Genomic DNA, 26,165 nt, shown 5'->3' on the forward strand with positions numbered 1-26,165 from the left:
AAGGTTAGGAATTAAAGTGAATTTCTTGACACATTTTGTCTACAACTGTAAACTAATAGTAAGGAAGTGATAACTATGGAAGATATAACAACAGCATCCTCAGCTGAATGGGAGGTAATGCGTGTCATTTGGAGCCTTGATGAAGCAACCAGCCGCAGCGTTTCAGAAGTTCTTAAAGACACACAAAATTGGGAAGTAGCAACGACCAAAACACTTTTGGGACGACTCGTTAAGAAAGGCTATTTAGATACGCGTAAAGATGGTAACCGATTCATTTATTTGCCACTTGTTACAGAAGAGGAAAGTGTATCCAATCGCGTCGACAAACTATTTACATCAATTTGTAATAGCGCTGTTGGTGGCGCAATCGCAAAAGCAATTGACACCCACAACCTGTCAAAAAAAGACCGAGAAATTATTCTCGCAGCCCTCGAAGCAAAAGAGTTTGTTGATTCTGTACCCTGCAGTTGCTTACCGAATCAAACAACAAAATGTAACTGTGAAACTGATAATTGTAAGTGTGGTCACAATAATAACTAACAAAATTAAAAAACACCCCGATTGGAACTTTTCTCCAATGGGGTGTTTTTTTGGGTGATAGGGCCCAATTATAATCTTTACTGTGCAACTTTAAATGTATTACTGATCGCTAATGTTTCTTTAACATTGACGTCAAATGTAAGTTCTTGATTTAAAACATCTGTAGGAACTTGGGCTGCAAATTGAATTACAGCATCTGCTTTTGGTTGTAGTCGTTCAAATTGACTGAATTTTTCTTGATTGCTAATTTCGAAAAATGTTGTCGTCTTGATGACTTCTGAACCAACTTTTAGTGTTCCTAAAATATCTGTTTTTGAATCCAGCTCATCTTTAGTATTGTTGGTTACTTTAGCTTTTACACTAACCCATACTTTACCCTCTTCTTTAATTGGATATTCCAATTTATCTGAAGGTGCTGATGTAGGTTTTAAACCTTTGTCAGCTTCAATAGAGATTATTTCATAAGATAAAGCATTTCCCTCAACCGCTTTACCGATTTCTGCAGGTGACGTTGTTACTGTCTTTGATCCACAACCGACAAGTACAAACATTAATGTCACCAAGGTCACTAATTTTTTCATTGTATTTCCTCAGCTTTCCTCAACTATTGTACACAATTATTGCTTTGATGACTACCTTGATTCACTGACTTTCTTAAGATAAAATAAAGAGAAAACGGAGTCGAACTATGAATCAATGGACAGTAACCACACATGACGTTGGCAAACGCATTGATGTGTTTATCAGTGAAAAACTTAACCTTTCACGAAGTAAGGCATCAGAAATGATTAAAGATGGCATTGTATTTGGTAACGATACATGCTTAAAATCGAAGTATAAAGTTAAATTGAATGATATAATCAAGGCAGAAGACTATCATGTCAAAGCCTCAACACTTGAAGGCGTTGCAATGGCTTTGGATATAGTTTTTGAAGACCGCGATATTTTGGTTCTCAATAAGCAACGTGGGCTGGTTGTTCACCCAGGGAAAGGTGTTCATGAACCCACACTTTTGCATGGCTTAGTTCATTACTTGAACCAAGGTGATGAGGTTATAAAACCTGGGATGGTGCATCGCATTGACCGCGATACTTCAGGACTTCTTGTCATTGCAAAAAATGATAAAGCTCATACATTTTTGGCTGACCAACTTGTGGATAAAACGATGGCCCGTACCTATCTTGCTTTGGTCCATGGTGTTATTGAAGACGCTATGATTACAATTGAAGCGCCAATTGGTATGGATCCCTTAAACACAAAGAAAATGAGTGTTACTGAGAAGAACAGTAAATATGCTAAAACCGATTTTATTGTGAAGCAACGGTTTGATACGATGACGCTAGTTGAATGTCATTTGTATACCGGTCGCACGCATCAAATTCGTGTGCATGCAGCATATTCTGGTCATCCTTTGTTAGGCGATCCTTTGTATGGAATCGATGATGACAAATCATCAGGGCATTATCTTGTTGCTTATCAACTCCAGTTTATCCATCCGCGAACACACCAACGTGTATCGTATCAAGTCGATATTCCTGAATATTTTGAACAGGCATATCCCCTAAAGTAGAGATGAGGTAGCTATGAAGCAGAAAATAAAAGTGCGCGACATTTTTAAATCAACATTTAAATACATACGTTTTGATATGTGGCGTTATTTGGTCGTTGCGATTTTAGCAGAAACCATGGTTATATTATTAACCAAACAAATTACAAATCGACTCTTCGACCTGGCACTTGTCAGTGCGAAAGTTCACGGAATCAACAATGAAAACTTTTTAGGTATACTTTTCAATCCGATTGCCATTACCCTCTTACTGATAATGGTCGTCGTTCTAGGAAGTATTGGTGTTGTTCAGTTAATTGCAATTCTTGCATTTGCTGATCGAAAATACCACCCTGAACCCCTTACGATTCAATCAATCTTTGCGCCCTTAAAACGACTCCGCGCTAAAGATATCCCGATTTTCTTAATTTTTATCTTTATCATTATGCCGTTTGGAAATATTGGATTGACTTCTACGGTAACATCCAGTTTACAAATTCCGCTTTTCTTAATTGATTTTATTTATGAATTTGCCTGGATGAAGTATGCATATATTACACTAGGATGGATTCTTTTCTATCTTAACTTGCGTCTATTTTATGCCATCATCATTTTCTACAATGAAGATGTCAATTTCTATGAAGCACTCAAGAGTAGTTGGAAGATGACCCGCCGCCAAGAGTTTACCATTCTTAAAATCGTGGCTGCGATTGGATTCCTCTCTGTCTTATCGATTTTAGTTGGATCCATGGTATTACTTGTTTCCGGTGCCTTTATCGAAACAGTCTTGCCACAGTACCAATTTATCATTGAAACCATTACAAACACTTTAGTCATCTTCTGGACTTTCACCACTATTGCGTTCGCAAGTGTCTGGCTCATTCAAACTGTTACAGTGAGTTATCATGAACTAAAAGGCACACAGATTCACATCCATGCATTAACACCAAAATCGCGTCGACGTCTCCAACTTATTAATGTTGGCGTTATCTTTGTTTATCTTGGATTTTCTGCACTTCTTTATATGGACATGCCCAATAACGAACTTCGCAATGACACACAAATTGTCGCACACCGTGGTGATACGAAACGTGCCGTTGAGAATTCACTAGAGTCACTTAAATATGCAAATGAATTTAAACCTGACTATGTGGAGATGGACGTTCAAGAAATATCAGATGGTACGATTGTTGTGTTTCACGATCCAGATTTAAAACGTATTGGCACGAACTCGAATGCGATTTATCCTTACACATGGGAAGACCTCTCTAAAGAAACAATTACAAGTAAAGGTCATGAATCAACCATTCCAACATTCAAAGAATATATGGAACTTGCTCGTTCTTTAAACCAAAAGATTATGGTAGAAATTAAAGCACATAAAACTGACAGTCCCGAGTATCTTGCAAATATCATGCAGATTATCCGTGATGCAGACATGGAACACATGGTTTCTTTCCAAAGTCTCGATAAAAATGCGATTGTAAACTTTAAGGCAATGTACCCTAACGCTTACACTGGCTATATTATTGGTTTTAATCTTGGTGGTATTGAACCGATGCCCGTTGATTTCTATTCGATCGAAGATACATCAATTACAACACGTGTCGTAAACGATATCAAAAATCAGAAAAAAGCCCTGTACGCATGGACGATTAATACCTCTGACCTTATGGAAGTATATATTCGAACCAATGTTAATGGTATCATCACCGATGATCCCGAAACAGCAATCCAGGTTAAACAAGATATTAAGAACGGACCTTTGGATCGCCTCTTTTGGTCCCTTGAATCCATTGTCGATAGTATCAACTAAGTAAAAACGCCATGATAATCATGGCGTTTTCTTTAGTCTTGATGGAGGACATGCGTCGCAATATAATGTGCAACACCATCTTCATCATTCGAAAGTGTAATTGCATCAGCAATTGTTTTGAGATTCTCGCGTGCATTGGCCATCGCGACACCACATCCTGCTTTCGCAATCATCGTTAGGTCATTATCGCTATCACCAAATGTCATAACTTCTTCAGGTTTGATCCCTAAAGATGCAGCATAGTTTAGAATGGCATCCCCTTTGTTCACCGAGCGTGGCATAATCTCTGCCCATCCATCTCCAACAATCAATAAATTGTAACGGGAGTCAAATTCTTTTGCAATGCGTTCTTTTACCAATTCGGTATAATCACCATTTTGGATATAAACCATTTTTAGAATCTGATGACCTGTTTCAAAAAGATGTTTGATATCCTTCAGTCCTGTTATTTTTTCTGCATTGAGAGACTCATTAAAGAACTTAAATTGTTGTTCAGAAATTCCCAACTGGTAGTCTTGGAATGCTACATCATCCATATGATAATAAATCTTATCTTCAAAACAATAGAGCACTCCCATAAAATATTTGTTTCCGATTGCTTCTTTTAGCTCGCAATCTTCATATGTCATGGTCGGTGCATGGTAATGGTAGTCTCGTGAATCATTATCAACACGTAGACCGTTTAAGCAAATTATGGCTGTATCATCACCTTCAATACCCAGTTGTCGTGCAATACCACTCGCACTTTCATGGTCACGTCCGGTTGCAAGCGCAAATTGAATGCCTTGCTTTCGTGCTTCGTGAACTATTTTTTTTGTATAATCACTCACTTCATGATTGCTGTTTATTAAAGTTCCATCAATATCACTTGCTATTAATTTAATCATTGCCTTACCTCCCTATGCAACAAAACCAACATTGCGATGCAATGCTGGTTTATGATTATTTCATTTTTTCGATTGCGTCTTTTAATTTTGGATGTGGATCTTCCCACCCTTGTGGTTTAATCGTTTTCCCGTCTTCATTATAGTGAGGTTTCCCGTCCTCCCAAAGTTTCGACATATTTGCATGCTGAACTATTTCAAATAATGCTTCCGGCTCAACGCCCATTTCAACCAATGTTCCCAGCGCAAAATAGATTGTGTCAATCATTGCATCTGCTTGTTCAACAATTTCATCGGCTTCCAAGAATTCATTAATTTCCTCAAGCATCCACTTATAACGTTTTTCAGCACGTTCTTTTGCCATGAATGCAGGTTTTTCGGAAACGGGGTGGTTAAACTTTTCGTGGAAAAGTTTTACATCATTCCATTCTTTATTCATTCCCATATGTCATAATCTCCAATCTTAAATTTGTTTGTTAAATTCTTATATATTATAGCATACTCGCGATTTTAACCCGATGCTTTTCAACGATTATGAAAAACTTTTAACAGATTTTCGAGAAAAGTTGCAATTTCTGGAATTGTCGTTTATAATGAACATATGAACACACACTCATATGTAAGGAGGTAAACATATGGCACACAAACATTCACACGAACATGGACACGATCACAATCACGATCATAACCATGGACACGATCACAACCACGGAAACCTTCCAGTAATTATGTTCTTTATTGGACTCGGTTTCTTTATCGGGGCATTATTCTTACAAGCAGGGATGCTCCAGAATACATTCTACTTTGTTGCAATGTTGGCATCGGGATACCACATTATTATCGAAGGATTTGGAAGTACAATTACCGAAACACGGCGTTTAAAGAAATTTGCACCAAACATCCATATCTTAATGACCCTTGCAGCATTTGGGGCATCACTCATTGGTAACTTTGAAGAAGGTGCATTGCTGATTGTTATCTTTGCAGCAGCTCACTTCCTTGAAGACTACGCAGAAAATCGTAGTAAACGAGAAATTACAAACCTTCTCAAAATGAATCCTACCGAAGCACGCAGAATGCTCCAAGATGGAACCATTGAAGTCGTAGCTGTCGATGAACTAAAAGTTGGGGATCAACTTCAAGTTCTAAACGGTGACCAGATTGCTACCGATGGTGTGATCATCTCTGGGGTCGCAACCATTGATGAGTCATCCATTAACGGAGAAAGTATTCCACGCGAAAAAACAACCGGTGATACAGTCTTCGGAAGTACCATTAACGGAAACTCAACATTTATTATGGAAGTTACGAAAGACAGTTCTGAAACCGTCTTTGCTAAAATTGTGGAATTGGTTAATCAATCACAATCCAACCTTTCTAAAACGGCTACAAAAATTAAAGAACTCGAACCAATCTACGTTACAATCGTTCTAATTATTGTTCCAATCTTTATTCTTCTCGGAACATTTGTTCTCGGTTGGGGTTGGGATACAAGCTTCTACCGCGGCATGGTCTTCTTAACAGTTGCATCACCTTGTGCTCTAGCAGCTGCTGCGATTCCTGCAACACTATCTGCTATTTCAAACTTAGCAAAACGTGGTGTTCTCTTCAAAGGGGGATCATTCTTATCAAATCTTAGCGAAGTTAAAGCTGTTGCTTTTGATAAAACGGGTACATTGACAGCTGGGAAACCTGTCGTTACTGACATCTATTTTACTGAAGATATCGATCAAGAAACAATGACTCTGTACGAAGATGTGATTGTTGCAATGGAAAAAACAGCAAACCACCCATTAGCGAATGCAATCTTAAATTACTACTCCGCAACATTTGATTATGAACTTGAAGTTGAAAATGTCATTGGAAAAGGACTCATTGCGCGTCATGAAGGTATCCACTATCGAATCGGTAAACCCGAAACATTTGATAATGTTCCAGATGCCATTGAAGACCACAATGACCGTTACTCAAATGACGGTAAGACTGTTGTCTACTTCTCTGCTGATGACCTTGTAGTTGGAATGATTGCAATGATGGACGTTCCAAATGAGAAATCAGTTGCTGTTATCAAATACTTACGCAGTCAAGGCATTCATACAGTTATGATTACTGGTGATTCTGAACTGACAGGACAAGCTGTTGGACGACAAATCGGTATCGATGAAGTTATTGGGAACGTCTTACCAGAAAACAAATCAGCAATTGTTGAAGCGTTGCAAGCTAAATATGGTGTTGTCGCCATGCTTGGTGATGGCGTTAACGATGCACCTGCACTTGTTAAAGCCGATATTGGCGTTGCAATGGGTGATGGAACTGATATCGCTATCGATGTCGCTGATGCCGTACTCATGCAAAATGATATGACAAACTTCGCATATGCACACCGTGTCTCCAAACGACTTGATAAAATCGTCATGCAAAACATATGGTTCTCAATGTTGGTTGTTTTAACCTTAGTTCTCTTGAACATATTCGGTAAAATGACATTACCATTAGGTGTCCTTGTTCACGAAGGTAGTACCTTAGTTGTTATCTTCAACGGCTTACGCCTACTTGCGAACACCAAAGAATAACGAACTTTTAAAAAAAGAGACTTCCACCATGGAAGTCTCTTTTTTACAATGTTTCCCTAATACGACGGGGTAATTTATCCACAATGAGATTGTATGAGTTTAAAGCAAGTTGTTGTACGAGTCCATCGTCATGAATTTCATCCAAACGAATCGATATCCAATGACGTTTATTCATATGATAACCCGCTGTAATAATGCTCTCATAGTTCTGTCGCAAATACTCACCATCCTCTGGTTTTGCTTTTAACGTTAAAATCCGATAATTTTCTTTATCAAAACCATGAAGTGCAAAGAGCTTATCTGCTACAAATGCAACTTCGGTTTCCCATTCGATTTTAAATTCGAAACACGCACTTGGAAATGATTCACAAAGCGCTTTTACTGCTTGCGGGCTCATTGTTTTTCACCTGAGAGTGTTAATACATAACCATCCGGATCAACTAAATAAGTTTCCAACGTTCCATAAAACGTTTCGTAGATATCTGGCATTTGATAGCCTTTTTCCTTTAAGGTTGCTACGAGTGCTTCAATGTCATCAAATCGAAAATAGAGCGCAATACTAGCCTTTAGGTCGTCATGTTTGAGTACTGGATACTCCTGGACCATTGCTTCCATTGATTCCATCATAATCAAGACATCGTCACGCCCCAAAATGACAAAATTATTCTCGACACGATCCACAACTTCAAATCCAAGCGTATTATGATAAAAGTGAATGCTTTGTTCAATACTGCTTACCATTAAATTCGGTGTCATTCGTTCTAGTTTCATCGTTTTCCTCCTTAATATTAGTATCGCAGTTTACTATTAAATTCTATTGGAAAAAATGGACATCTTCAAGCCGTTTTAATACGGCGTAAGGAGTCATTCCTAAATTTAGCTTTAAGTCATTAATGAAATGGGATTGATCGTAGTAGCCCATCTCTAATGCTAATGTCGTTAACGCTTCGGATGGGTCATTGATTAGATGAGACAGTGCTTTTTGCATTCTGATAACCATCACCACCGCCTTAACGTTCATCCCATAATATTGTAGAAACAGACGATTCATATGCTTGGAGCTATAACCAAAATGTGCTGAAATTGTATCAACACTACTCAAGTAAAGATCATTGAAAAGTACCTCAAACCATTCGAGTGCTTGATGCGATGTTATTTTAATACTTAGCGTTTCAAGATTTGTCGTGAGCACACCTTCTTGTTCTTGAACACTAAGATTCCAAAAAGATGAGTCTACAAGACGATCTGTCACGTCAAACGGTTTATCCATGGCTTCGGTTGCGTGGATACCAAAAAGCGCATGTGCAGCCCCTGGACGCATTCTGATGCCAAATGAATCACCCGGGTGTTCGGTAATGACATCATGATACATAGTCGATAACCCAGACAAAAAGATTGTCTGGTTTTCTTGATCAACAATACAATCTATACAGGCATCCGCAACAATGATATTTGTAACGGAATGGCCTTTAGGTATTGGCTTGACTTGATGAAAATGCCACATACAAATAACCCACGCATCGAATGACGGCAATTCGGTTTCGTAGTAATTAATATATTCCGAGAAGGTATCATGAAGATACGTAGGTATTTGAACAGGCGTATACATATTATCGCAAGGACGCGTTGACCGCTTTTTGAACGCGACGTGGTTTCCCTTTAATAGAATGTGTTTTAAGGTGTTTGAGAACTTGTTCTCCTTTACCATTATGAATATCAACATACGAAGAATCTTCCAACACTGAAATAACGCCAATATCATCCGCATTCATTCCTGCAAGGCTTGTGATTGCCCCCACAATATCGCCTGGACGAATTTTTTGATTTTTTCCACCACGAATATGCAGTTTCATAATTTCAGCATCAAAATTTGCTGCTTTTGTTTTTCGTGGTTTTTGTTTACGACTTTGTTTATTCAAGAACATTTCTTTACGTGCTTCCACAAGAGATGGACTTGGATGCTTCATATCTAAAATTTCATAGGTTGAATCTGTCCCGTTCTCTTGAATCCAATATTGATCATCACGACTCAACAATGAAACTGCAAGTCCCTCTTTATCCAGACGAGCTGTTCGCCCAATACGATGGGTATAAGTTTCTAAATGGTGTGGTGTATCAAAGTTGACGACAATTTTAACATCATCAATATCAAGTCCACGTGAGGCAACATCTGTCGCAACTAAGAAGCGGAATTGACCCGTCTTAAATGCATGAATTGTTTTGGTTCGTTCTTTTTGGTCCATGCCACCATGAAGCTTACGAATATCAACACCTGCTTCGTGAAGTTGTTGTTCAATTTGATCTACTTTTTCTTTTGTGTTTGCAAAAATCAGACCGTGATCTGGGTTTTTCACAATCAACAACGTTTCTAAAAGCGCAATTTTATCATCCTCGGCGACAGTGTATGCTTCCTGAACAATTCGTGTGCTAACATCGTTTTTGGCATCGATACTTACTGTGATTGGATCGTTTAGAATACTCTCAGCAAATGTTTTAATTGCTTCTGGGAATGTTGCAGATAACAGAATAATTTGGATTCCCTCAGGCATATATTGTAAAACATCATCAATTTGATCTAAGAACCCCATACTGAGCATTTCATCTGCCTCATCCAAAACAACTGTAGTAACTTCGGAGACGTTAATTGTTTCTTGTTTTAAGTGATCAAAAAGACGACCAGGTGTTGCCACAACAATATGGGTTCGTTGTGCCAAGTCACGACGTTGGTGCTCAAAGGAGTCTTTCCCGTATACTGCCTGAACTTTAAGGCGTTTATTACGGCCAATATTGGTGAGTTCATCACGGACTTGTAATGCAAGCTCACGGGTTGGTGTTAAGACAATCGTTTGGGGTGTTCGAATATCCCACGATGTTCTATCTACAACGGGAATACCAAACGCTGCTGTTTTTCCACTTCCGGTTTGTGATTTGATGAGTACGTCACGCTTTTCAAGAATCGGTTGTATTGTTTCTAATTGTACGTCGGTTGGCTCTGTATAGCCTAATGTTTCTAGTGCTTGTAATGTTTTTGGATCCAGTCCAAATTTATTAAATGATGTCATATTTATACCTCTTGTACGTATTATAACCTATCTCAGAAAAAAACACGCAATTTTGCGTGTTTAAAATAAATCCGTAATTATGATTCGGTCAATTTCATTGGAAGATGTCTTTTCGAATCCGGCAATGAACGCCTTTTACACCATTCGCCACTTGGCTAATATGAAAGTCCGCATGAACACTCAAAATCGAATACGCCAAAGTGCGAGATACACCATAATGATGGGCTAAAAACTCAACACCTTCTAATGCAGCTTGGTGCGTTGCTTTATCTAAATCTGCATCAAATCCGTGGACCATCCAATGCGTATCAGTTTCTAATATTGGATTCTCTTTAAGTTTCATATCTTTATGAAGAATGAGTTGAATACGACCATTAACACTGCCTTCTATCGCCGTTCCGCTAAGCTCAGCGTCCCCTTGAGCAAAATGGCTGTCTCCAACATAAAAACCCGCTCCGGGATTATTCACTTCATAATACATGGACGTACCAACAACGAAGTTTTTATTATCCACATTCCCACCAAAATACTTGGGATGAGTTGTATCAACTTTCCCAGTTTCTTTAGGTGTCACTCCTGCAATACCAAAATGCAAGTTAAGCGGCACCTTGATGGCATCAGTGACTGTAATGCGTTCAACTTCATGTTCATGGCGTATTTGTCCAGGCTTTTCAATTTTCCCAGGGTATGTATACATAAATTCTGGGGATGCCGTAACGCCATCATCATTGATCTTATAGATATAGATGTATTCAGTTTGGTCGAATGCATCCGCCAATTCTCCCCAGTTCGCAAGAACATTCGAACCATGAGGCATGCGAGGCTGTAGGTCAAGTATTTTGGCTTCCAACACATCTCCAGGTTCTGCACCTTCGATATAAATTGGACCCGTCACAATGTGATCTCCCATATTACGATCTGGGAATGCATCATAAATTGCAGTAATTGCTTCATCCATCAAGAGTTCGGGGGCATCTCCTGATTGATGGCATATTGCTTCAATTTCTACGATATCGCCTGATTTCACAACAAGTGACGGTTGCCAACTCTTGTCATAATATCCCCAATGTACCGTGTGGGGAGTTGCGGGTAGTTTGTGTATTTGACTCATAAGTATCACCATGACTTTGTATAGGTTTGCGACTATACTCCTTGTACTCTTATTATAATTTGCATGCGTTCAGAACGCTTTTACCATATTGGACAAAGAAAAAGGGATAATTTTCGAAGTTTTATCCCTTTTTGCTATCCGTGTCTTTTCACGTATTTTGCGTCATTGTATAAGAATCTGTCAGATTGTTTTTTCATTATTTCCGTTTCCGATTTACGACAGCTTCGATCCATGCCGGAGCATACGCTGACGTACATCCTGGCGATACTTTCATATCACGGTAGACACCTAACGTCTCACCAATTGTAATACACTTTTGAGTATAGTCCGAAAAACGAAAGCCAATTTCACTTAAAGCACGATTCATCATCCATTGCGTTTGTGATGGTGATGCTACAAGTTCAGCTTCAACAGTCTCCAATATACCTTCAATCCGAGCTGAATCAATCATCTTATCGTTGCCAATTTCATACACAATCATACTCCAATACGCACGTTGAAATGCATCCCGAGAGTCCTCTTTAAGTTCTTTTTTTAATAAATCGTAGTCAGGGATTGCTACAAGTGTTCGAAACATGAGATCATCTTGTAACGGTTCATATGCTGCTTGACCGATCATTGAGATGGCTGTTACTACCGATATTTGTTTCGGGTCCAGAAGCATGACCGCTAATAGTTGCGCATCCACGACTTCACTTTTCCATAACTGAAGGGCGAGTTCATGATTGATTCCCATTGTTTTTGCGAGTTTTCGAACTGGGCCCAACGTTACACCTAATGTTGTTTCGGGTGCTCCTTGTTTGATCATTGATTTTCGGCGGGATGGACTTGCATGTGTCTTAAGGAATTCCATCGTTTCTTCATAGGTCATAGTGATTGCCTCCATTTGCAACATTATAAAATAGATTGGTAATTCAAGCCACTGCAGTGCATAGAAAAGCTCGGATAATCCGAGCTCATTTTATGATTCACGTTTTTTGTAAATGATGATTCCTGTACCTACAACAACGAGTGTTGCTCCGATATTAAGCAGTTTATCGCTCATTCCTGTTTTAGGAAGCCCTTCTTGTGGGCCCTTTGGCGCTACCGGTTTAACTGGTTCAACTGGTTTGACGGGATCAACTGGTTTGACAGGGTCAACTGGTTTGACAGGGTCAACTGGTTTGACAGGGTCAACTGGCTTGACGGGATCGACTGGCTTGACAGCATCTTTCTCGAAGACAATCGTATATTCGCGATCAGCACGATCATAAATACCACTTAGAATATTACCTGCTTTTAGTTTAAAACCATCTATCTTCGGTGCGAGTATCTCATAGGCACTTGCAACTTTACCTGTGATGGTGACATCTTCTATCAATGCATTACCTTCCTCATCAACAAACTTAAATGTATTAACAGGTTGACGTAATTGAACATTGTATGTCTGGTCTCCTTCAACAAAGTCAATGGGTGTTTCTCCAACTGGACCAACTACGATGTAGTCATCCACAATACTATTGAATGCCATTGAATCCGCTGGAACATCAATTTGCATTGCAGGTTCACTGTCATCATAAAAGCTAACTAAGTGACGACCTGTCATTGTTTCAGTTAAAAGTACTTCTTCACTACCATCAGCATTTATCAAGGTATAAGTCACTGTGTTTGTTGGTGCGAGTGCATACATCACACGAACACCATCTATAACTAATCCCTTTGCATCGGCATCGGCAACGATTTCGTTATAATTTACAGTTGTGCCATAATAAGCAATTGCTGAATCATCTGTAAATGTTATCAATGTGTAATAGAATGCATACGTACCGTCGGCTGGTGTCGGATAGAAGGGATTCGCAACTGTTTCCATCGGACTTATCACTTCTGAGCTTTTTGCAGTAAAAACTGGATTGGATGGGCTTAAGGTTCCTGAATCCTCAACCAGCGGATTCACAACCATAATTTCTTCACCTTTGCTTGCTGCTATTAAATTCGTTTTATACTCGATAATCGGAATCTCATAATTTGAAGATTCTGCTTTAGTGTAACCAACACTTCCCAATACGAGTATAACCATCATCAATGATGCTAAGATTTTTTTCATAATAATCCCCCCGGATATGTTTATAATCGAAGTCTACCATACTTTCTTATTCTTAATCAATAATTTTAATACATAGTTAATAATTAAGAAAAACCTGTGAATGTCTCCATTCACAGGCTCTAAATCTTAAAAGAAGTCATGAGATGCTTCAAAGGCATCGATCATTGCACGTGCTTCATCTGTTGTGGTAGTTTCCATGAGTTGAACACGAAGGTCACTTGCTCCTGGAAAATCACGAACATAAATTTTAAAGAAGCGACGAAGTGGTTTGAACACACTTGGTTCATCCTTTACATATTTATCAAATTCATCTAAGTGGAAACGGAAGAGGTCAAGAAGTTCTTTCGGACTGTGGTCTTTCGCATCTTTTTCAAACGCAAATGGATTGTGGAAAATTCCACGGCCAATCATCACCCCATCGACACCATACTTTTCCACAAGTTCCATCCCAACTTGATAGTTAGGAATATCACCATTTATTGTTAGAAGGGTATTTGGCGCAATTTCGTCGCGGAGTTTTTTTATTTCTGGAATTAACTCCCAGTGTGCATCAACCTGACTCATCTCACGTTTCGTTCGTAAGTGGATGGATAAGTTCGCAATATCTTGTTTGAAGATATGGGTTAACCAGTCGCGCCATTCTTCAACACGGGATGTTCCCAAACGTGTTTTGACACTTACAGGTAATCCACCAGCTTTAGCCGCTTGAATTATTTCCGCAGCGACTTCTGGTCTTTTAATCAGTCCTGAGCCACGACCATGTTTGAAAACATTGGGCGCTGGACATCCCATATTAATATCGACACCTTTGAATCCCATTTCTGCCATTCCAATACTCATTTCTCGGAAAAATTCAGGACGATCACCCCAAATATGTGCAACCAGCGGTTGTTCATCTTCGGTAAATAAGAGGCGGCCACGTAAGCTATCACGCGCTTGGGCATGGCAATAGCTTTCACTATTCGTAAATTCTGTAAAGAAAACATCGGGGCGAGCTGCTTTCGCAACAACATGGCGAAAGACCACGTCAGTAACGTCTTCCATTGGTGCTAAGATAAAAAATGGTTTAGGCAAATCTTGCCAAAAATTATGCTTCATGGGGAAATCCTCTCATAACAGGACTTCATCATGCCTGTTGCTTCTCTTCTTTGTATTTTATACTAACTCTCGCGTGTTATTGTCACATTTTTTTTGATTTTTTTCAAGCAGTTAACCCTCGCATTAAAAGAGATGCCGTGGCATCCCTTCTTTTAAGATTCTAAGATTTCGCAAACGCGGCCGACAATACCACTTTCCAACATGACTTTGATACCATGTGGATGATTTGCGGAGTTTGTAAGAAGACGTTGAACGATACCCTCAGTCGTCTTACCCGTACGTTGGTCTTGTTTTTGTACCACCAACACACGGAGTCCGGGTTGGATGTTTTTACGAAGTTTTGGATCCATTAACGTTTACCTCGTTTCGGGCCGTTTCCTTTTTTTCGATCGGCATAGAATGGTTTCTCTGTGAATGAGCGGGAGGCATTTTTTGTACGTGCTTCCCCGCGCATATTGAGATCTTTCGGTTTCCCAGTACCTTTTACTTTTTTCGGTTTAGCGGGTTGGCTATCACGACGGTCATATTTTTTCTCACCGTTCGCATCAAAGCGTTTATCGGAGAAGCGACGGTCAGATTTCTTACCTGATTTGCGTGCATTGACCTTGGATGCCGACTTATCGGATTCAACCCGTGGCGAATCATCAAAACGACGACGTTTGGCACGTTTGGCTTCTTGGCGTTCAAGATCGCGTTTGCTTGGATTTTTTTCACTCTTACGTCCACCTTGACCCGGTTTAGCTTTCGGTGTTTTATCTTCCAACGGGAAGTCGAGGTTTTCAAGGACTGTAATTTTTTGTTTCGTCAATGCTTCAATGTCTTTAAGCAACGGAATCTCATTATAACTTACATATGAAAGGGAGTTCCCGCTGTGACCAGCACGTCCGGTACGACCAATCCGGTGTACATACGTTTCTGGAACATCTGGCATATCATAATTAATGACATAGTTTAATTCATTGATATCAATGCCTCGTGCAGCAATATCTGTTGCCACTAAGACTTGAGTTTCGTAATTCTTGAAATTATCGAGAGCCATCTGACGCGCATTCTGTGATTTATTACCGTGAATAGCTTGTGCTGAAACACCACGACGCATCAAGTCACGAACGACACGGTCTGCTCCACGTTTTGTTCGTGTAAATACAAGCACTGGACCAGGATTTGCTTTCGTGAATCTTTCGAGCAAATGTATTTTGTTGACCTGATCAACATATTGGACTGTTTGCGTTACGGTCTCAACCGTAGAAGATACAGGAGCTACAGATACATGGACCGGATCAATTAATAAGCCGTCCACGATATCCGTAATCTCTTTTGGCATTGTTGCGGAGAAGAAGAGTGTTTGTTTCTTTTTCGGAAGCAGTTTTACCAAACGACGAATATCGTGAATAAATCCCATATCTAACATTCGGTCTGCCTCATCAAGAATAAAAATCTCAATTGATGATAGATCAACATAACCTTGATTGATTAAGTCAACCAAGCGTCCGGGTGTTGCGACCAGAACATCGACCCCTGCACGCAAAGCACTGACCTGCTTTCCTTGACCAACGCCACCAAAGATGACGGTTGATTTGAGGGGCAAGTGATGGCCGTATGTTTCAAAACTCTCGTAGACTTGCATCCCTAGTTCTCGTGTCGGTGCTAAAACCAAAGCCCGAATTGGGCGACGACGATCTTTGCGTGGGTTTGTAGCAAGAAGTTGTAGTGTTGGTACAGCAAACGCTGCAGTTTTACCTGTTCCTGTTTGTGCCAACCCTAAAACATCACGACCTTGTAATGTGACCGGGATAGTTTGCTCTTGGATTGGTGTTGGCTGTGTATAGCCTGTGTCCTGCAGTGCATTTAAGATTGCAGGCATAATTCCTAATTCTTTAAATTCCATAATTTCTCTTTCTTTTCTAATTGTGATATCTTTTGGTAATTATTCCGACCAAAAGAAAAGAGTGTGACCACTCTTATTCATCTACTAATGTTTTTGTACAAATGAATGACTCAATGCATTAATAATACGTTTTTTCACGAAGAAAGTAAACTAAAGCGTCTTCTTAGAGAACGAGTCTTTCGATACTATCCGCATTTATGATGCATCATCTTGTAATTCTTTCTTGGATTATTGTGCAGTTTGTGTTTTTTGAAGTAAGACTACGGTCTCCACGTGTGCGGTATGTGGAAATTGATCAACGGGCTGAACCGATACCAGTTCATATCCAAAATCTCGTAGTGACTTAATATCTTGTGCTAAACTCTTCGGCGCGCACGAGACATAGATTACTTTATCAGTACCAAAACGACCAATACTTCGCATAACTTTTCCACCAGCACCACTACGTGGTGGGTCTAAGAGTAGAATATCCGGTTGTCCCCATTCTTCTTTGAGTTTGGGTAACCCACTGCGGGCATCACTTGTCATAAAGTAGGTATTCTCTAGGCCATTATCATGGGCATTACGACGCGCAGATATTATTGAGTTCTCCACAATCTCAATTCCCGCTAATGATTGGCTCTTCGCCGCAAATGGTAAACTAAAGGTACCAACCCCACAGAATAGATCCAACATTTTCATTGAATCATTCACGTCTGCCATTTCAAGTGCCAAATCAACAAGTTTTTCTGCTTGGACTGGATTTGCTTGAAAGAAAGTATCAGGCCAAATTCGATATTTAAAGCCATTGAGGACATCTACCAAATAATCGCGACCGTGCAAGATGTGAACTGCATCGGCTTGGATACGTTCTACCGCTTCCGCATGTTCAATCCATTGTAGACTGACCAATGAATTAAATTGTGTGGTCATGATTTCAACAAGTTCTTTGATTGCCTCTGGGAAATCCTCTGGTGATTGTGTTGCATAGAAAACAACCATTAACTCTTTGGTTGTGAATGAGTAACGCATCATGAGATTTCGCAACAAACCTGTTTCTGTTTCTTTATTGTATCCAGAAAGTTCATATTTATGTTGCCAAGCACTGACAGCATGTTTCACCGTTACCATAATTTCCGGCATTAACACCGAATCTTTAAGGTCAATAACTTTACGGAAGTTTCCTTGCTGTGTCATACCTAACTCACCATTCACACCAAACGTTAGCTCCATCTTATTACGATAACGCTCCGGTTGTTTCATTCCAATGATTGGTTGAACCAATGATGTATCAAAACCTTCCGCGTCCAGATACTGTTTGACCATATTTTCTTTGAATTGGAGTTGCGCATCATATTGCATGTACTGTAGCGGTGTACCACCAGAAACCGATTCATCGACGGGAACATCCATATTACGAGTTGGCCCCGGTTGGAGCAATGTATCGTAACCAAGTGTAGCCTTTCCTCGCCCCTTTGCATTCGGTACACTCACCCGAACAACATCTCCAGGAACAACATTTGTAATAAAAAGATTCAAACGTCGACCCTGTGATCCTTTTTCCGGTGCATGTGTATAACGTGCGTATCCATATCCATATTCATCTATGTGATCAATCGTGACATCAAGCACCTCAGTTGGGTATGTAATTTTCTTCATTGTTTCACCTCTAGTTTGTAAATTTAATCGTCTATCATTATACGATAAATTATGTAAATTAACACCTATTAGCTTTCTGTTAACCCTAACAACTAAAAAATGCGTCTAGATTCGTCGCATTTTGGATTAGTACTATTGACAGTAAAATGACTTAAACTCTATTTAGAAGTCGAAACAGATTATCGAGAGATTCTTACCTCTTAACAAGTTAGAGAACTCTAGAAACAAATTGCATTACTCAAAGAAGAAAACCTCATCTAAAAAAATAATTACTATATTCACACCCCACCCAAACTGTTCTAGTCAATGTAAATTGCTACAGTAAGATTGAGTTGGAATAGACCTGATTTGGCGCTAACCCATTATTATATATGAGGGCGTTGGTTATTATACTAATCTTCCTCAAATTTATTCATAATCTCATCCATCCTTTCTTTTGTCCGGAACTCGTACTGATTGATGCATTCATACTTAAGTGTATTAAAATATCGTTCCATCAAAGCATTATCGTAAGGACATCCTGCACGACTCATGCTTTGATGGATAAAGCGTCGCTTACAGAAACCGCTGAATTTTTTTCTTGTGAATTGACTCCCTTGATCGCTATGAAGAATTAGCCCCTTATCTGGATAATAGTTTAATAAGGCTTTATGTAACGTATCAATAGCTAAACGGGCATTAATTGAAACACCATTTTTAGAGGCAACCACTCTGCGATCATATACATCTATTATCGTGCAATTGTATCGAGGTGTTCCATTCCTCAAGTACAAATAAGTGAAATCAACACACCAAAGACGATTTGGTTCTGTTGCATGAAAATTTTGTTGGGTAAGGTTTGGAAACACTTTATGTTGCTTGCCTGTCTCGAAAGGTTGCTCTTTACGACGAATAATTGATGATATATTCAGTTCTTTCATGTATTTCCATATAGTTGAAAGGGAGAAGGGAAATCCATGATTCGCACAATAATATGACATCATTTTAGCTCCCATTGTTCCGTTACTTCTATGAAAGGATTCACTAATAAAGCGTTGTACTTTAGCTTTTTGCTCGTAGTATGGCGCTTTTCTCTGTTTCAAATAGTTGTAGTATGCATTCGTACTTACTTTAAATTTACGGCATAACCAACGAATCCCAAGATTTTGCCACGAAAGACATGCTGTTTCATGCCTATTATTCTCCTTTCTCTCTAATGGGAGTAGCGTGTCTATTTATCCTTATTTGGTTCTTTCTTAGGTGTTTCATTTCTAAAGGAATTAGAATCCTTTGTCACCACAATATCGTCTGCCTTGATTTACCAGTCAACATCTGCCCCTTGAAAGGTAGCAGTAGCAACAGTATCAGCAATCGGATTGATAAGTTCTACCCTTGTGTTATATTCAAACTCTTTCAAAGGCACGCTGGCAGGAATACTTACCTGAATCTACGGCCTTGACCTTTGGATTTTAGTTCATAGGACGCTCCTTGATTTCATCTGAAACCGTACCGTCCTCATTTTGGATTCTCACTTCACGACGTAGAACAGAGAATTTCAATTCTCCAAAAGTCGTGTCTTTATCTAATACAATGCCATTTGCTAATCTCATCTTTTTTCCTCTCTTTCTATATTCTTTTACCATGTCGTCAGCATGTAAAATGTAATTGATAAAACCACGAGTTCCGATTCTATAGCCCTCGCCGGTAATACGTGGATTGACTAACTTCACACGTTCCTCAAAGCCGAAATGCTTTTCGTCAGCTTCAGCAGGAAGCACTACCACAATATCATCTGCTCTTTGAACATCATAGTAGAGGTTATAGCTTCTTGATAAGACGGTTAGTTGTCCGTTAATTCTTCGCTGGACGACTTTATCCTCCCCAGCAAACTCTAAATTGCCAAATGTTTTTTCCATGTTGGGTATCACAAATTTAAGCTCCCTATTTTTACCTATTCTTTCTTTTTTGTGGTTAAATGAATCTCATTTGTTTGATGGTCTTTAGGGTGGCGCACGTGCTAATTTTAAAAATATCATCGCAAAAATCCTCTCTATTTTATTAATATTTTTCCAACAAAAAAGACGGCCATATTTGAACGTCTCATTTACAATATTATTTTTAATTATTACCTACTTACAATTATTGAATATTATTAGAAGTCAAAACCTAAAAGGTTTCGATTTTCCGACAATATAATGGAGCTCTTTTCTTCCACTTCTTTAATAACAGAGTCATAGTTTCCTAGTTGATATTTATTTACTGAAACAATTATCTGTTTATTCGATACCTTTGAAATATTATTTAGCTGACTAAGCATACCTACTATTTGACGTGGGTCGATACCATTATAGCAAGATGAGTCTTGAATCATAATCTCCAATTGATTATTATATCTGCAAATTAAATAATCCATCAGATTTTTCTTTACTTCTCCAACTCCTTCACCAGTATCACCTTTAAGTGTAAACTCAAAAATCACAGGTCTATTTCTTAAGTGCTTATTCCTAATTTTTATATCAAAATAGGAATTTACATCCGTATCGTAAATAGATTTAGTTATATCGTATATAAAGTCCCTGTATGTCTGAATTAAAATATCATATTCCTTCCTTAACTGTGCTGCATGACTGAAACTTGAAGATAAATTGGAATCTTCTATAGCAATGGTATCATCTATATTTTTGACTTGAGATAACTTCCCTTGCCTATATTTAACTTCTTGTAAATCATTATTATATTTTTCGTATAGCTCAATTGATTCTTTATAGACTTCGTTTTCTGAAATAATTGCACCAATTCTGTTAATTTCAGTCGATAAAGAATCAATTTTTTTGTTCATTATTTCCATTTCTGAAAGTATGATGCTTCTTCTTTGATTCAGAAAATCTTTTCTTTCTTCGTAGACTTTTCTATGAAATTCTTCAACTTCATCAATGGTCTTCTTTACCATATCAGGAACTTCTTGCTTGGCTTTATTAAAAATTGCTAAAATGTGTTCACTTGAGATATCAATTTTATTTGAATCTTCAATAAATTGTAATAATCTATCACTCTCAAACTTATTCGTCTCATAAGTTCTCTTTATGCTTTTTAACTCTTTGCTCTTCTCTGAATATTCTTCAACGACATCTTTCTGTATATCTGCAATTTCGATTGTTTTTATTTTACTACTTACTTTCTCTAACTCTGTAGTAAGACGTTCAACCTCTTTATCAATAAAATATATTTCTTCATTAATTTGCTTGACGTCAAAGTTTCCATAAAAAGAAACTAATTCTGTTTTATTTGTCTTTAATTCTTTTATTCGATCTTGTGAGTCATAAATATTACCTATTTCCTCTAAAATATCTTTTAGGTTCAACAATTCCAAACAACTAATTACATCATCTTTGCTAGCATTGGTTCTTTGACTAATTTCAGTTGACTTCTTACTTAGAATAATTTGTTTTCCAAGTAGTCTTCTTTTTAGCTGAAAAAAGTCCTTATATTCTGATAAGCTATACCCTTTTCCATCGATATAAATTTCATCAGAGTTTCCCAATGTTCGTAAAACAGTGAAATACTTGCCCTCATATTTTACAGTTGCTTCTAATTTAAAACCATGAACTTGCTCTTTAACCATAGCCAAATCTTCATTTGCACCAAAAATGTAATCAATGAATTTGAGTAAAAGAGTTTTACCTAAACTATTTATAGTTCCTTTTAGGTTTGCTGGGTCTTGTATATCGGCGTATATAAAAGAAACTCCTATTTCATTAAATTTTATATCCTCAATCGGCTTCCCTTGGGGATTCTTGATTATTAGTTCTAATATTTTCATTTACAATTTCCCCTTTCTCGTTATAAGAAACCATATTAGATAGATACATAAACTCTAACACGTAAATATATTTTTGATATATTGGAGCATGTTTAAGCTTATTGGTTTTAACATATTTTTTATTAAAGTTACTCCAAAGTTTGTCGACAGTAAGTTTTTTGTCCCCCAATGTATCTAGTAATACAGCACTAATACCAATAAAACTTTCGGTTAAAGAAGTATACTTATCTGGTAATATCAAGATTATCACCTCTCTTTTTCAAATATATCACATTTATCAAATATATAGACTATTAGAAATTTCATTGGCACATCTAAATGCCATTTATCTTGAGAGTATGATAACATTTCATTTATCAATGTATCATACAATACAACTCCATGAACTTGTGTTGATAATTCAGCATATTTGTTAATAACTTGTTCTTTTACTCTCTCAAACTTATTTTCATATAGTATATCTTGATTAATCGTATTCACAGCATTTTCTACAACATCTAACTTAGAAATGATACTCTCTATTTCATCTCTTTTTTCATCCAAAGAATTTATTGATATTTTTTCAACTGACGATATTCTCTGATATGATCGTGCAGACTCATCATTTATAGTTTGAAAACTAAGATTACCTGAAATTCCAATTATTAAGTCCATAATTATTTGCTCGTTAATAGCATTATAATCCATCATATTTCTAATTCGTAATGTTGCTGAAATTCTTTTTAATACTTCAATATCATTTATTTCTGTTAAAATATCACGGATATAATCCGTATTTGTAACTCTATACTCAAAAGTTATAGAATATTTTTCTTTAAATTCGTTGACCTTTTTTTCGAAAAAACCTTCGCTATCATGGGGAAGATTATTATCAAATGTATTAACAATGAATATAAAATTATATAAGTTTCCATTCCATTTTTTTTCTTCGTAAATTATTTTTAGCAAACCACTTAAATCTTCGGAAAACTTCTCTTGAATCTCTTTTTTCAATGAATCTTTTAATCTTGTGGGTGCAAAAACCTGATAAAATAATCCATCTTCAAGAACACACCCATCATTTTTTTGATCACCACCATAAAAATCTGGCATTTCGTAGACTTTCCCCAAATATTTATAATATACAGCCAGAATTTCTTTTAACTGCAACTGATAGTTAATACCAGTCACTCCTTTGAGAAAAGTAATAATACTCTCTACATAATCATACCTATCCAAGCCATTCACCTCCAAAAGATAGTTGCGGTTTATCATTCTTTGTTCATACCATCATATCACTTTTCATATTCCAAATAACACTCTATTTTCTAATGTTATTTGGTGTCTCCACACTCCATATCAATTACTACGGAAACATTAATGTAGTCTTTTATCTCTTTATTTCTGATTTTATCACCCTCACCAGTAAAGACAATATGCTTGTAAAAGTGCTTGAAATAAAGGATTTCTACGTGTCTGCTCGTTGTAGCAACACAATAGTCTCTACATGCACCGTTTGCGGAAACATATCCACGGGTTGCACCTCTTCTATCTTATACCCCGCTTTCGTATAACTTACGAGGTCACGTGCAAGTGTCGCAGGATTGCAGCTTACATATACAATTCGCTCTGGATTTGAGTTTATGGATGCTTGAATGAACTGATCGTCCAAGCCTTTTCGCGGTGGATCAACAACTAACACATCAATGTTTAAGCCATCGGCAACCCACTGTTGCATGACATCTTCTGCTTTTCCAACTTCAAAATCAACATTATCAATGCAATTTTCCATCGCATTAAACTTAGCCATTACAATTGCGTCGGGAACGATTTCTACAGCATAAACATGCTTCGCGTGGTCCGCAAGATTGAGCGAGATTGATCCAATTCCGCAATAGGCGTCAATCACATTATCTTTTTTGCTTACATTCGCAAGTTCAATTGCAGCTTGGTAGAGGACTTCCGTTTGTTTTGAATTAACCTGATAAAAAGACTGTGATGAAATACTAAAGGTTTTTCCCATCAATTTATCAGTATAAAAATCATTACCGTAGAGAACATTATTTTCACGCCCCATAATCGTGTTCGTCCTTTGATCGTTAATATTTTGAACAACGCTTACGACATTATCAATACTTCCCACGATATCTCGAACTATTGCTTCCCCTTGAGGAAACTCGCGACCATTTGTTACCAAAATAATCATCATATCGTTCGTTATTTGTCCACGTCTGACAATAACATGACGTATGAGACCTGTGTGTGCTTCTTCATTGTAAGCGACACTCTTATGTTTACGAAGAATATCACGTACTGTAACAATTGCCTCATCAATTTTCGGATCTTGAATATGGAAATTTTCAATTGGAATCAAATCGTGAGACCCTCGTTTGAAAAATCCTGTTTCAAGGATTCCATTAATTTCACGAACCGGTATTTGCGCTTTATTGCGATATCCCCAAGGATTCTCCATCCCAAGCGTTGGTTTTACTTCGAGATGCGAAATATCAACCATTTTCGACAACGTGTCATGCACAAGCTTACGCTTAAATTCCAGTTGATATTCATAAGACATATGCTGCAGGGGCATTGTACCAATTCGAGTCCCTACTTTATCAGTAATCTCGACACGATGTTTTGACGTTTCATAGAAATTAATAACGCGACCATATGCAAATTTCTTGAGTACTTTTGTCACACTCATCTTTATTTTCTCACCAGGTAGCGTATTTTCAATGAATAGAGGGAACCCCTCTATTTTCGCAACACCAAAACCTTCGTGAGTGATGTCGATAATTTCCACATCATATGTATCGTTCTTTTTTAATTTAATCATAAATTTTACCTTCTATTCTCAAGAGAATCGAGTGCTCGCTTTATGGCACCCTCAACAGTCGCACGGTTATAGCGTGGTTGTCCAAAATGGTGCGTCATTAAGGTCAATTGGTGTTTAAATGCAAGATCAAATTCGTCACGATCAAAGTAGCCTTTGGTTTCAAGCATGGCATCCAAACTACTTCCATAAATGAACGTAAATTCACGTTGGCCTTGGTGGTACCAAAAATCAACACCATCTGGCAATTTGTACGCCTTGATCCAATCCCAAACGATTGTGCTATCGTCAATGTTGGGATTATCGATATGACAAAACTTACACAGTAAGACAAAATTTTCGGGACTATCCGAGCCACCTAACGCATGAGCAAGAATATGACAGCGGTCCAGACGTCGCTTTACACCACAGCGCCAGCAATGGGTTGTGGCTTGTTTCAAGCTTACATTTGTATCCAAAAAATCTATCTGTGTTTCCCAGTAATCTACGATTTGTTGCTTCGTTGTTTTAATACGTTTTGTCATAATGTGCCTCACTGTTTTCATTATAGCAAATAATGAACCCAATCGTTCATTCATTAAACTTTGTGGAAAAATGATCGAGCGAAAGCGAAAAGATTGATGTATATGCTTTGAGGCAGTCCCCTTTTCAACGTATAATGAAACTAGAAAAGGAGTTGTGATTAAATATGGAAATTACTCGTAAAGGCGTCCCAACAACAATTGAAGGGGTTCAACCAAAAGTTGGTGATACTGCTCCCGCATTTGCACTAACTAACCTCAATGGTCAAACAGTTACTGTCGATACTCTAAAAGGGAAGAAAACTATTGTTTCGGTTTTCCCAGATATCAATACGCGTGTCTGCGATTTACAAACGCGCCGTTTCTTCCAAATTGCGAAAGATCTACCAAACGTTAATATCGTGAATATCTCAAACAATACAATCGATCAACTCGGTGGTTGGTGCGCAACTGAAGGAATTGAAGCTGAAATGCTAAGTGATGCAAATCTTGAATTTGCGAAAGCATACGGACTCTTCATGCCTGAATTTAATGTCTTAGCACGATCAATTTTCGTCTTTGACGAAACAGGAACCATTACATATGTCGAAATTGTCCCAGATATGGCAACTGAGCCAAATTACGATGCCGCAATTGCTGCATTAAACTAGACGTATTTCTAAATATTAATAAATATCCACCAGCTTAGCTGGTGGTTTTTCAGATGCGGGCGTAGCCCTTTACTTCTAGTTGCGCTTTACAGCGCTAATGTAGTCTGCCATCTACATCTATTTCTTGCTACCCGTAAACGGGTC

The 26,165-nt window shown here is 38.0% G+C and carries 27 protein-coding genes; 5 read left to right on the forward strand and 22 right to left on the reverse strand.

Annotation, left to right across the window (positions count from 1 at the left end):
• Positions 1 to 75 precede the first annotated feature (75 nt).
• Positions 76 to 540 (forward strand): CopY/TcrY family copper transport repressor, encoded by a 465-nt coding sequence (locus GVV19_RS03445; protein WP_159636139.1) that lies wholly within the window; start codon positions 76 to 78, stop codon positions 538 to 540.
• Positions 541 to 617: 77 nt separating this feature from the next.
• On the opposite strand, the gene GVV19_RS03450 is transcribed toward GVV19_RS03445, so the two are convergent.
• Entirely contained in the window at positions 618 to 1,121 is a 504-nt protein-coding gene (locus GVV19_RS03450; protein ID WP_159639662.1) for a hypothetical protein, read from the reverse strand.
• 107 nt (positions 1,122 to 1,228) lie between these two features.
• On the opposite strand from GVV19_RS03450, the gene GVV19_RS03455 reads away from it, so the two are divergent.
• Together GVV19_RS03455 and GVV19_RS03460 are read left to right on the forward strand one after the other, a co-directional pair.
• Positions 1,229 to 2,110, forward strand: a complete 882-nt coding sequence (locus tag GVV19_RS03455) for an RluA family pseudouridine synthase (protein WP_159645564.1) — start codon at positions 1,229 to 1,231, stop codon at positions 2,108 to 2,110.
• 13 nt (positions 2,111 to 2,123) lie between these two features.
• On the forward strand, positions 2,124 to 3,902 hold the full coding sequence (locus GVV19_RS03460; protein ID WP_159645567.1) for a glycerophosphodiester phosphodiesterase: 1,779 nt from the start codon (positions 2,124 to 2,126) through the stop codon (positions 3,900 to 3,902).
• 32 nt (positions 3,903 to 3,934) lie between these two features.
• Here GVV19_RS03460 and GVV19_RS03465 read toward each other — a convergent pair whose 3' ends face one another.
• Together GVV19_RS03465 and GVV19_RS03470 are read right to left on the reverse strand one after the other, a co-directional pair.
• Complete coding sequence (locus GVV19_RS03465) at positions 3,935 to 4,789, reverse strand: Cof-type HAD-IIB family hydrolase (protein ID WP_159639665.1); 855 nt, start codon at positions 4,787 to 4,789, stop codon at positions 3,935 to 3,937.
• 55 nt (positions 4,790 to 4,844) lie between these two features.
• Positions 4,845 to 5,231, reverse strand: a complete 387-nt coding sequence (locus GVV19_RS03470; RefSeq protein ID WP_159639666.1) for a pyrophosphohydrolase domain-containing protein — start codon at positions 5,229 to 5,231, stop codon at positions 4,845 to 4,847.
• Between the two features lie 190 nt (positions 5,232 to 5,421).
• Between GVV19_RS03470 and GVV19_RS03475 the strand changes: the two genes are divergently transcribed.
• Positions 5,422 to 7,359, forward strand: coding sequence for a heavy metal translocating P-type ATPase (locus GVV19_RS03475; RefSeq protein ID WP_159645570.1), 1,938 nt, complete (start codon positions 5,422 to 5,424; stop codon positions 7,357 to 7,359).
• 43 nt (positions 7,360 to 7,402) lie between these two features.
• Here the strand turns inward: GVV19_RS03475 and GVV19_RS03480 are convergent, their stop codons facing one another.
• The 19 genes from GVV19_RS03480 to GVV19_RS03570 form a co-directional block, all read right to left on the reverse strand.
• Positions 7,403 to 7,756, reverse strand: a complete 354-nt coding sequence (locus tag GVV19_RS03480; protein WP_159645573.1) for an MmcQ/YjbR family DNA-binding protein — start codon at positions 7,754 to 7,756, stop codon at positions 7,403 to 7,405.
• The gene (locus GVV19_RS03485) at positions 7,753 to 8,130 is read right to left on the reverse strand and encodes a VOC family protein (protein WP_159645576.1); all 378 of its coding nucleotides are present in this window, start codon (positions 8,128 to 8,130) and stop codon (positions 7,753 to 7,755) included. Before GVV19_RS03485 ends, GVV19_RS03480 begins: the two co-directional genes overlap by 4 nt.
• Before the next feature lie 43 nt (positions 8,131 to 8,173).
• The gene (locus GVV19_RS03490; protein ID WP_328598618.1) at positions 8,174 to 9,082 is read right to left on the reverse strand and encodes a helix-turn-helix domain-containing protein; all 909 of its coding nucleotides are present in this window, start codon (positions 9,080 to 9,082) and stop codon (positions 8,174 to 8,176) included.
• Entirely contained in the window at positions 8,970 to 10,421 is a 1,452-nt protein-coding gene (locus tag GVV19_RS03495; protein ID WP_159645582.1) for a DEAD/DEAH box helicase, read from the reverse strand. The genes GVV19_RS03490 and GVV19_RS03495 overlap by 113 nt, the downstream gene beginning before the upstream one ends.
• Positions 10,422 to 10,515: 94 nt before the next feature.
• Complete coding sequence (locus tag GVV19_RS03500; RefSeq protein WP_159645585.1) at positions 10,516 to 11,532, reverse strand: acetamidase/formamidase family protein; 1,017 nt, start codon at positions 11,530 to 11,532, stop codon at positions 10,516 to 10,518.
• Between the two features lie 196 nt (positions 11,533 to 11,728).
• Entirely contained in the window at positions 11,729 to 12,403 is a 675-nt protein-coding gene (locus GVV19_RS03505) for a DNA alkylation repair protein (RefSeq protein ID WP_159645588.1), read from the reverse strand.
• A gap of 90 nt (positions 12,404 to 12,493) precedes the next feature.
• Positions 12,494 to 13,615 (reverse strand): MucBP domain-containing protein, encoded by a 1,122-nt coding sequence (locus GVV19_RS10755; protein WP_201288187.1) that lies wholly within the window; start codon positions 13,613 to 13,615, stop codon positions 12,494 to 12,496.
• A gap of 126 nt (positions 13,616 to 13,741) precedes the next feature.
• Positions 13,742 to 14,713 (reverse strand): tRNA dihydrouridine synthase, encoded by a 972-nt coding sequence (locus tag GVV19_RS03515; RefSeq protein WP_159645591.1) that lies wholly within the window; start codon positions 14,711 to 14,713, stop codon positions 13,742 to 13,744.
• A gap of 152 nt (positions 14,714 to 14,865) precedes the next feature.
• Positions 14,866 to 15,063 carry a YwbE family protein gene (locus GVV19_RS03520; RefSeq protein ID WP_159634224.1) on the reverse strand — a complete coding sequence of 66 codons (198 nt, stop codon included), beginning with the start codon at positions 15,061 to 15,063 and terminating at the stop codon, positions 14,866 to 14,868.
• Complete coding sequence (locus GVV19_RS03525) at positions 15,063 to 16,601, reverse strand: DEAD/DEAH box helicase (protein WP_159645594.1); 1,539 nt, start codon at positions 16,599 to 16,601, stop codon at positions 15,063 to 15,065. Before GVV19_RS03525 ends, GVV19_RS03520 begins: the two co-directional genes overlap by 1 nt.
• 228 nt (positions 16,602 to 16,829) lie before the next feature.
• Positions 16,830 to 18,239 carry a 23S rRNA (uracil(1939)-C(5))-methyltransferase RlmD gene (rlmD, locus tag GVV19_RS03530; RefSeq protein WP_159645597.1) on the reverse strand — a complete coding sequence of 470 codons (1,410 nt, stop codon included), beginning with the start codon at positions 18,237 to 18,239 and terminating at the stop codon, positions 16,830 to 16,832.
• Between the two features lie 392 nt (positions 18,240 to 18,631).
• Positions 18,632 to 19,453: an IS3 family transposase gene (locus GVV19_RS03535; RefSeq protein ID WP_159645627.1), complete on the reverse strand. Its 822-nt coding sequence runs from the start codon at positions 19,451 to 19,453 to the stop codon at positions 18,632 to 18,634.
• A gap of 83 nt (positions 19,454 to 19,536) precedes the next feature.
• A complete protein-coding gene (locus GVV19_RS10965; protein ID WP_456236457.1) occupies positions 19,537 to 19,665 on the reverse strand; it encodes a DUF961 family protein in 129 nt (42 codons plus the stop codon).
• A gap of 22 nt (positions 19,666 to 19,687) precedes the next feature.
• Positions 19,688 to 20,146, reverse strand: a complete 459-nt coding sequence (locus GVV19_RS10970; protein ID WP_456236456.1) for a DUF961 family protein — start codon at positions 20,144 to 20,146, stop codon at positions 19,688 to 19,690.
• Positions 20,147 to 20,370: 224 nt separating this feature from the next.
• Positions 20,371 to 22,038: a DUF2326 domain-containing protein gene (locus GVV19_RS03550; protein WP_159645600.1), complete on the reverse strand. Its 1,668-nt coding sequence runs from the start codon at positions 22,036 to 22,038 to the stop codon at positions 20,371 to 20,373.
• Positions 21,989 to 22,279, reverse strand: a complete 291-nt coding sequence (locus GVV19_RS03555) for an ABC-three component system middle component 6 (RefSeq protein WP_159645603.1) — start codon at positions 22,277 to 22,279, stop codon at positions 21,989 to 21,991. The genes GVV19_RS03550 and GVV19_RS03555 overlap by 50 nt, the downstream gene beginning before the upstream one ends.
• Before the next feature lie 5 nt (positions 22,280 to 22,284).
• On the reverse strand, positions 22,285 to 23,256 hold the full coding sequence (locus GVV19_RS03560; protein ID WP_159645606.1) for a hypothetical protein: 972 nt from the start codon (positions 23,254 to 23,256) through the stop codon (positions 22,285 to 22,287).
• 229 nt (positions 23,257 to 23,485) lie between these two features.
• Positions 23,486 to 24,853 carry a 23S rRNA (uracil(1939)-C(5))-methyltransferase RlmD gene (rlmD, locus tag GVV19_RS03565; RefSeq protein WP_159645609.1) on the reverse strand — a complete coding sequence of 456 codons (1,368 nt, stop codon included), beginning with the start codon at positions 24,851 to 24,853 and terminating at the stop codon, positions 23,486 to 23,488.
• Positions 24,854 to 24,858: 5 nt separating this feature from the next.
• Positions 24,859 to 25,374 carry an HNH endonuclease gene (locus tag GVV19_RS03570; protein WP_159645612.1) on the reverse strand — a complete coding sequence of 172 codons (516 nt, stop codon included), beginning with the start codon at positions 25,372 to 25,374 and terminating at the stop codon, positions 24,859 to 24,861.
• Between the two features lie 164 nt (positions 25,375 to 25,538).
• Between GVV19_RS03570 and tpx the strand changes: the two genes are divergently transcribed.
• Entirely contained in the window at positions 25,539 to 26,021 is a 483-nt protein-coding gene (gene tpx / locus GVV19_RS03575; RefSeq protein WP_159639681.1) for a thiol peroxidase, read from the forward strand.
• Positions 26,022 to 26,165: the final 144 nt, after the last annotated feature.

The organism is Erysipelothrix anatis, from assembly GCF_009828745.1.
GTDB classification, from domain to species: domain Bacteria; phylum Bacillota_I; class Bacilli_A; order Erysipelotrichales; family Erysipelotrichaceae; genus Erysipelothrix; species Erysipelothrix anatis.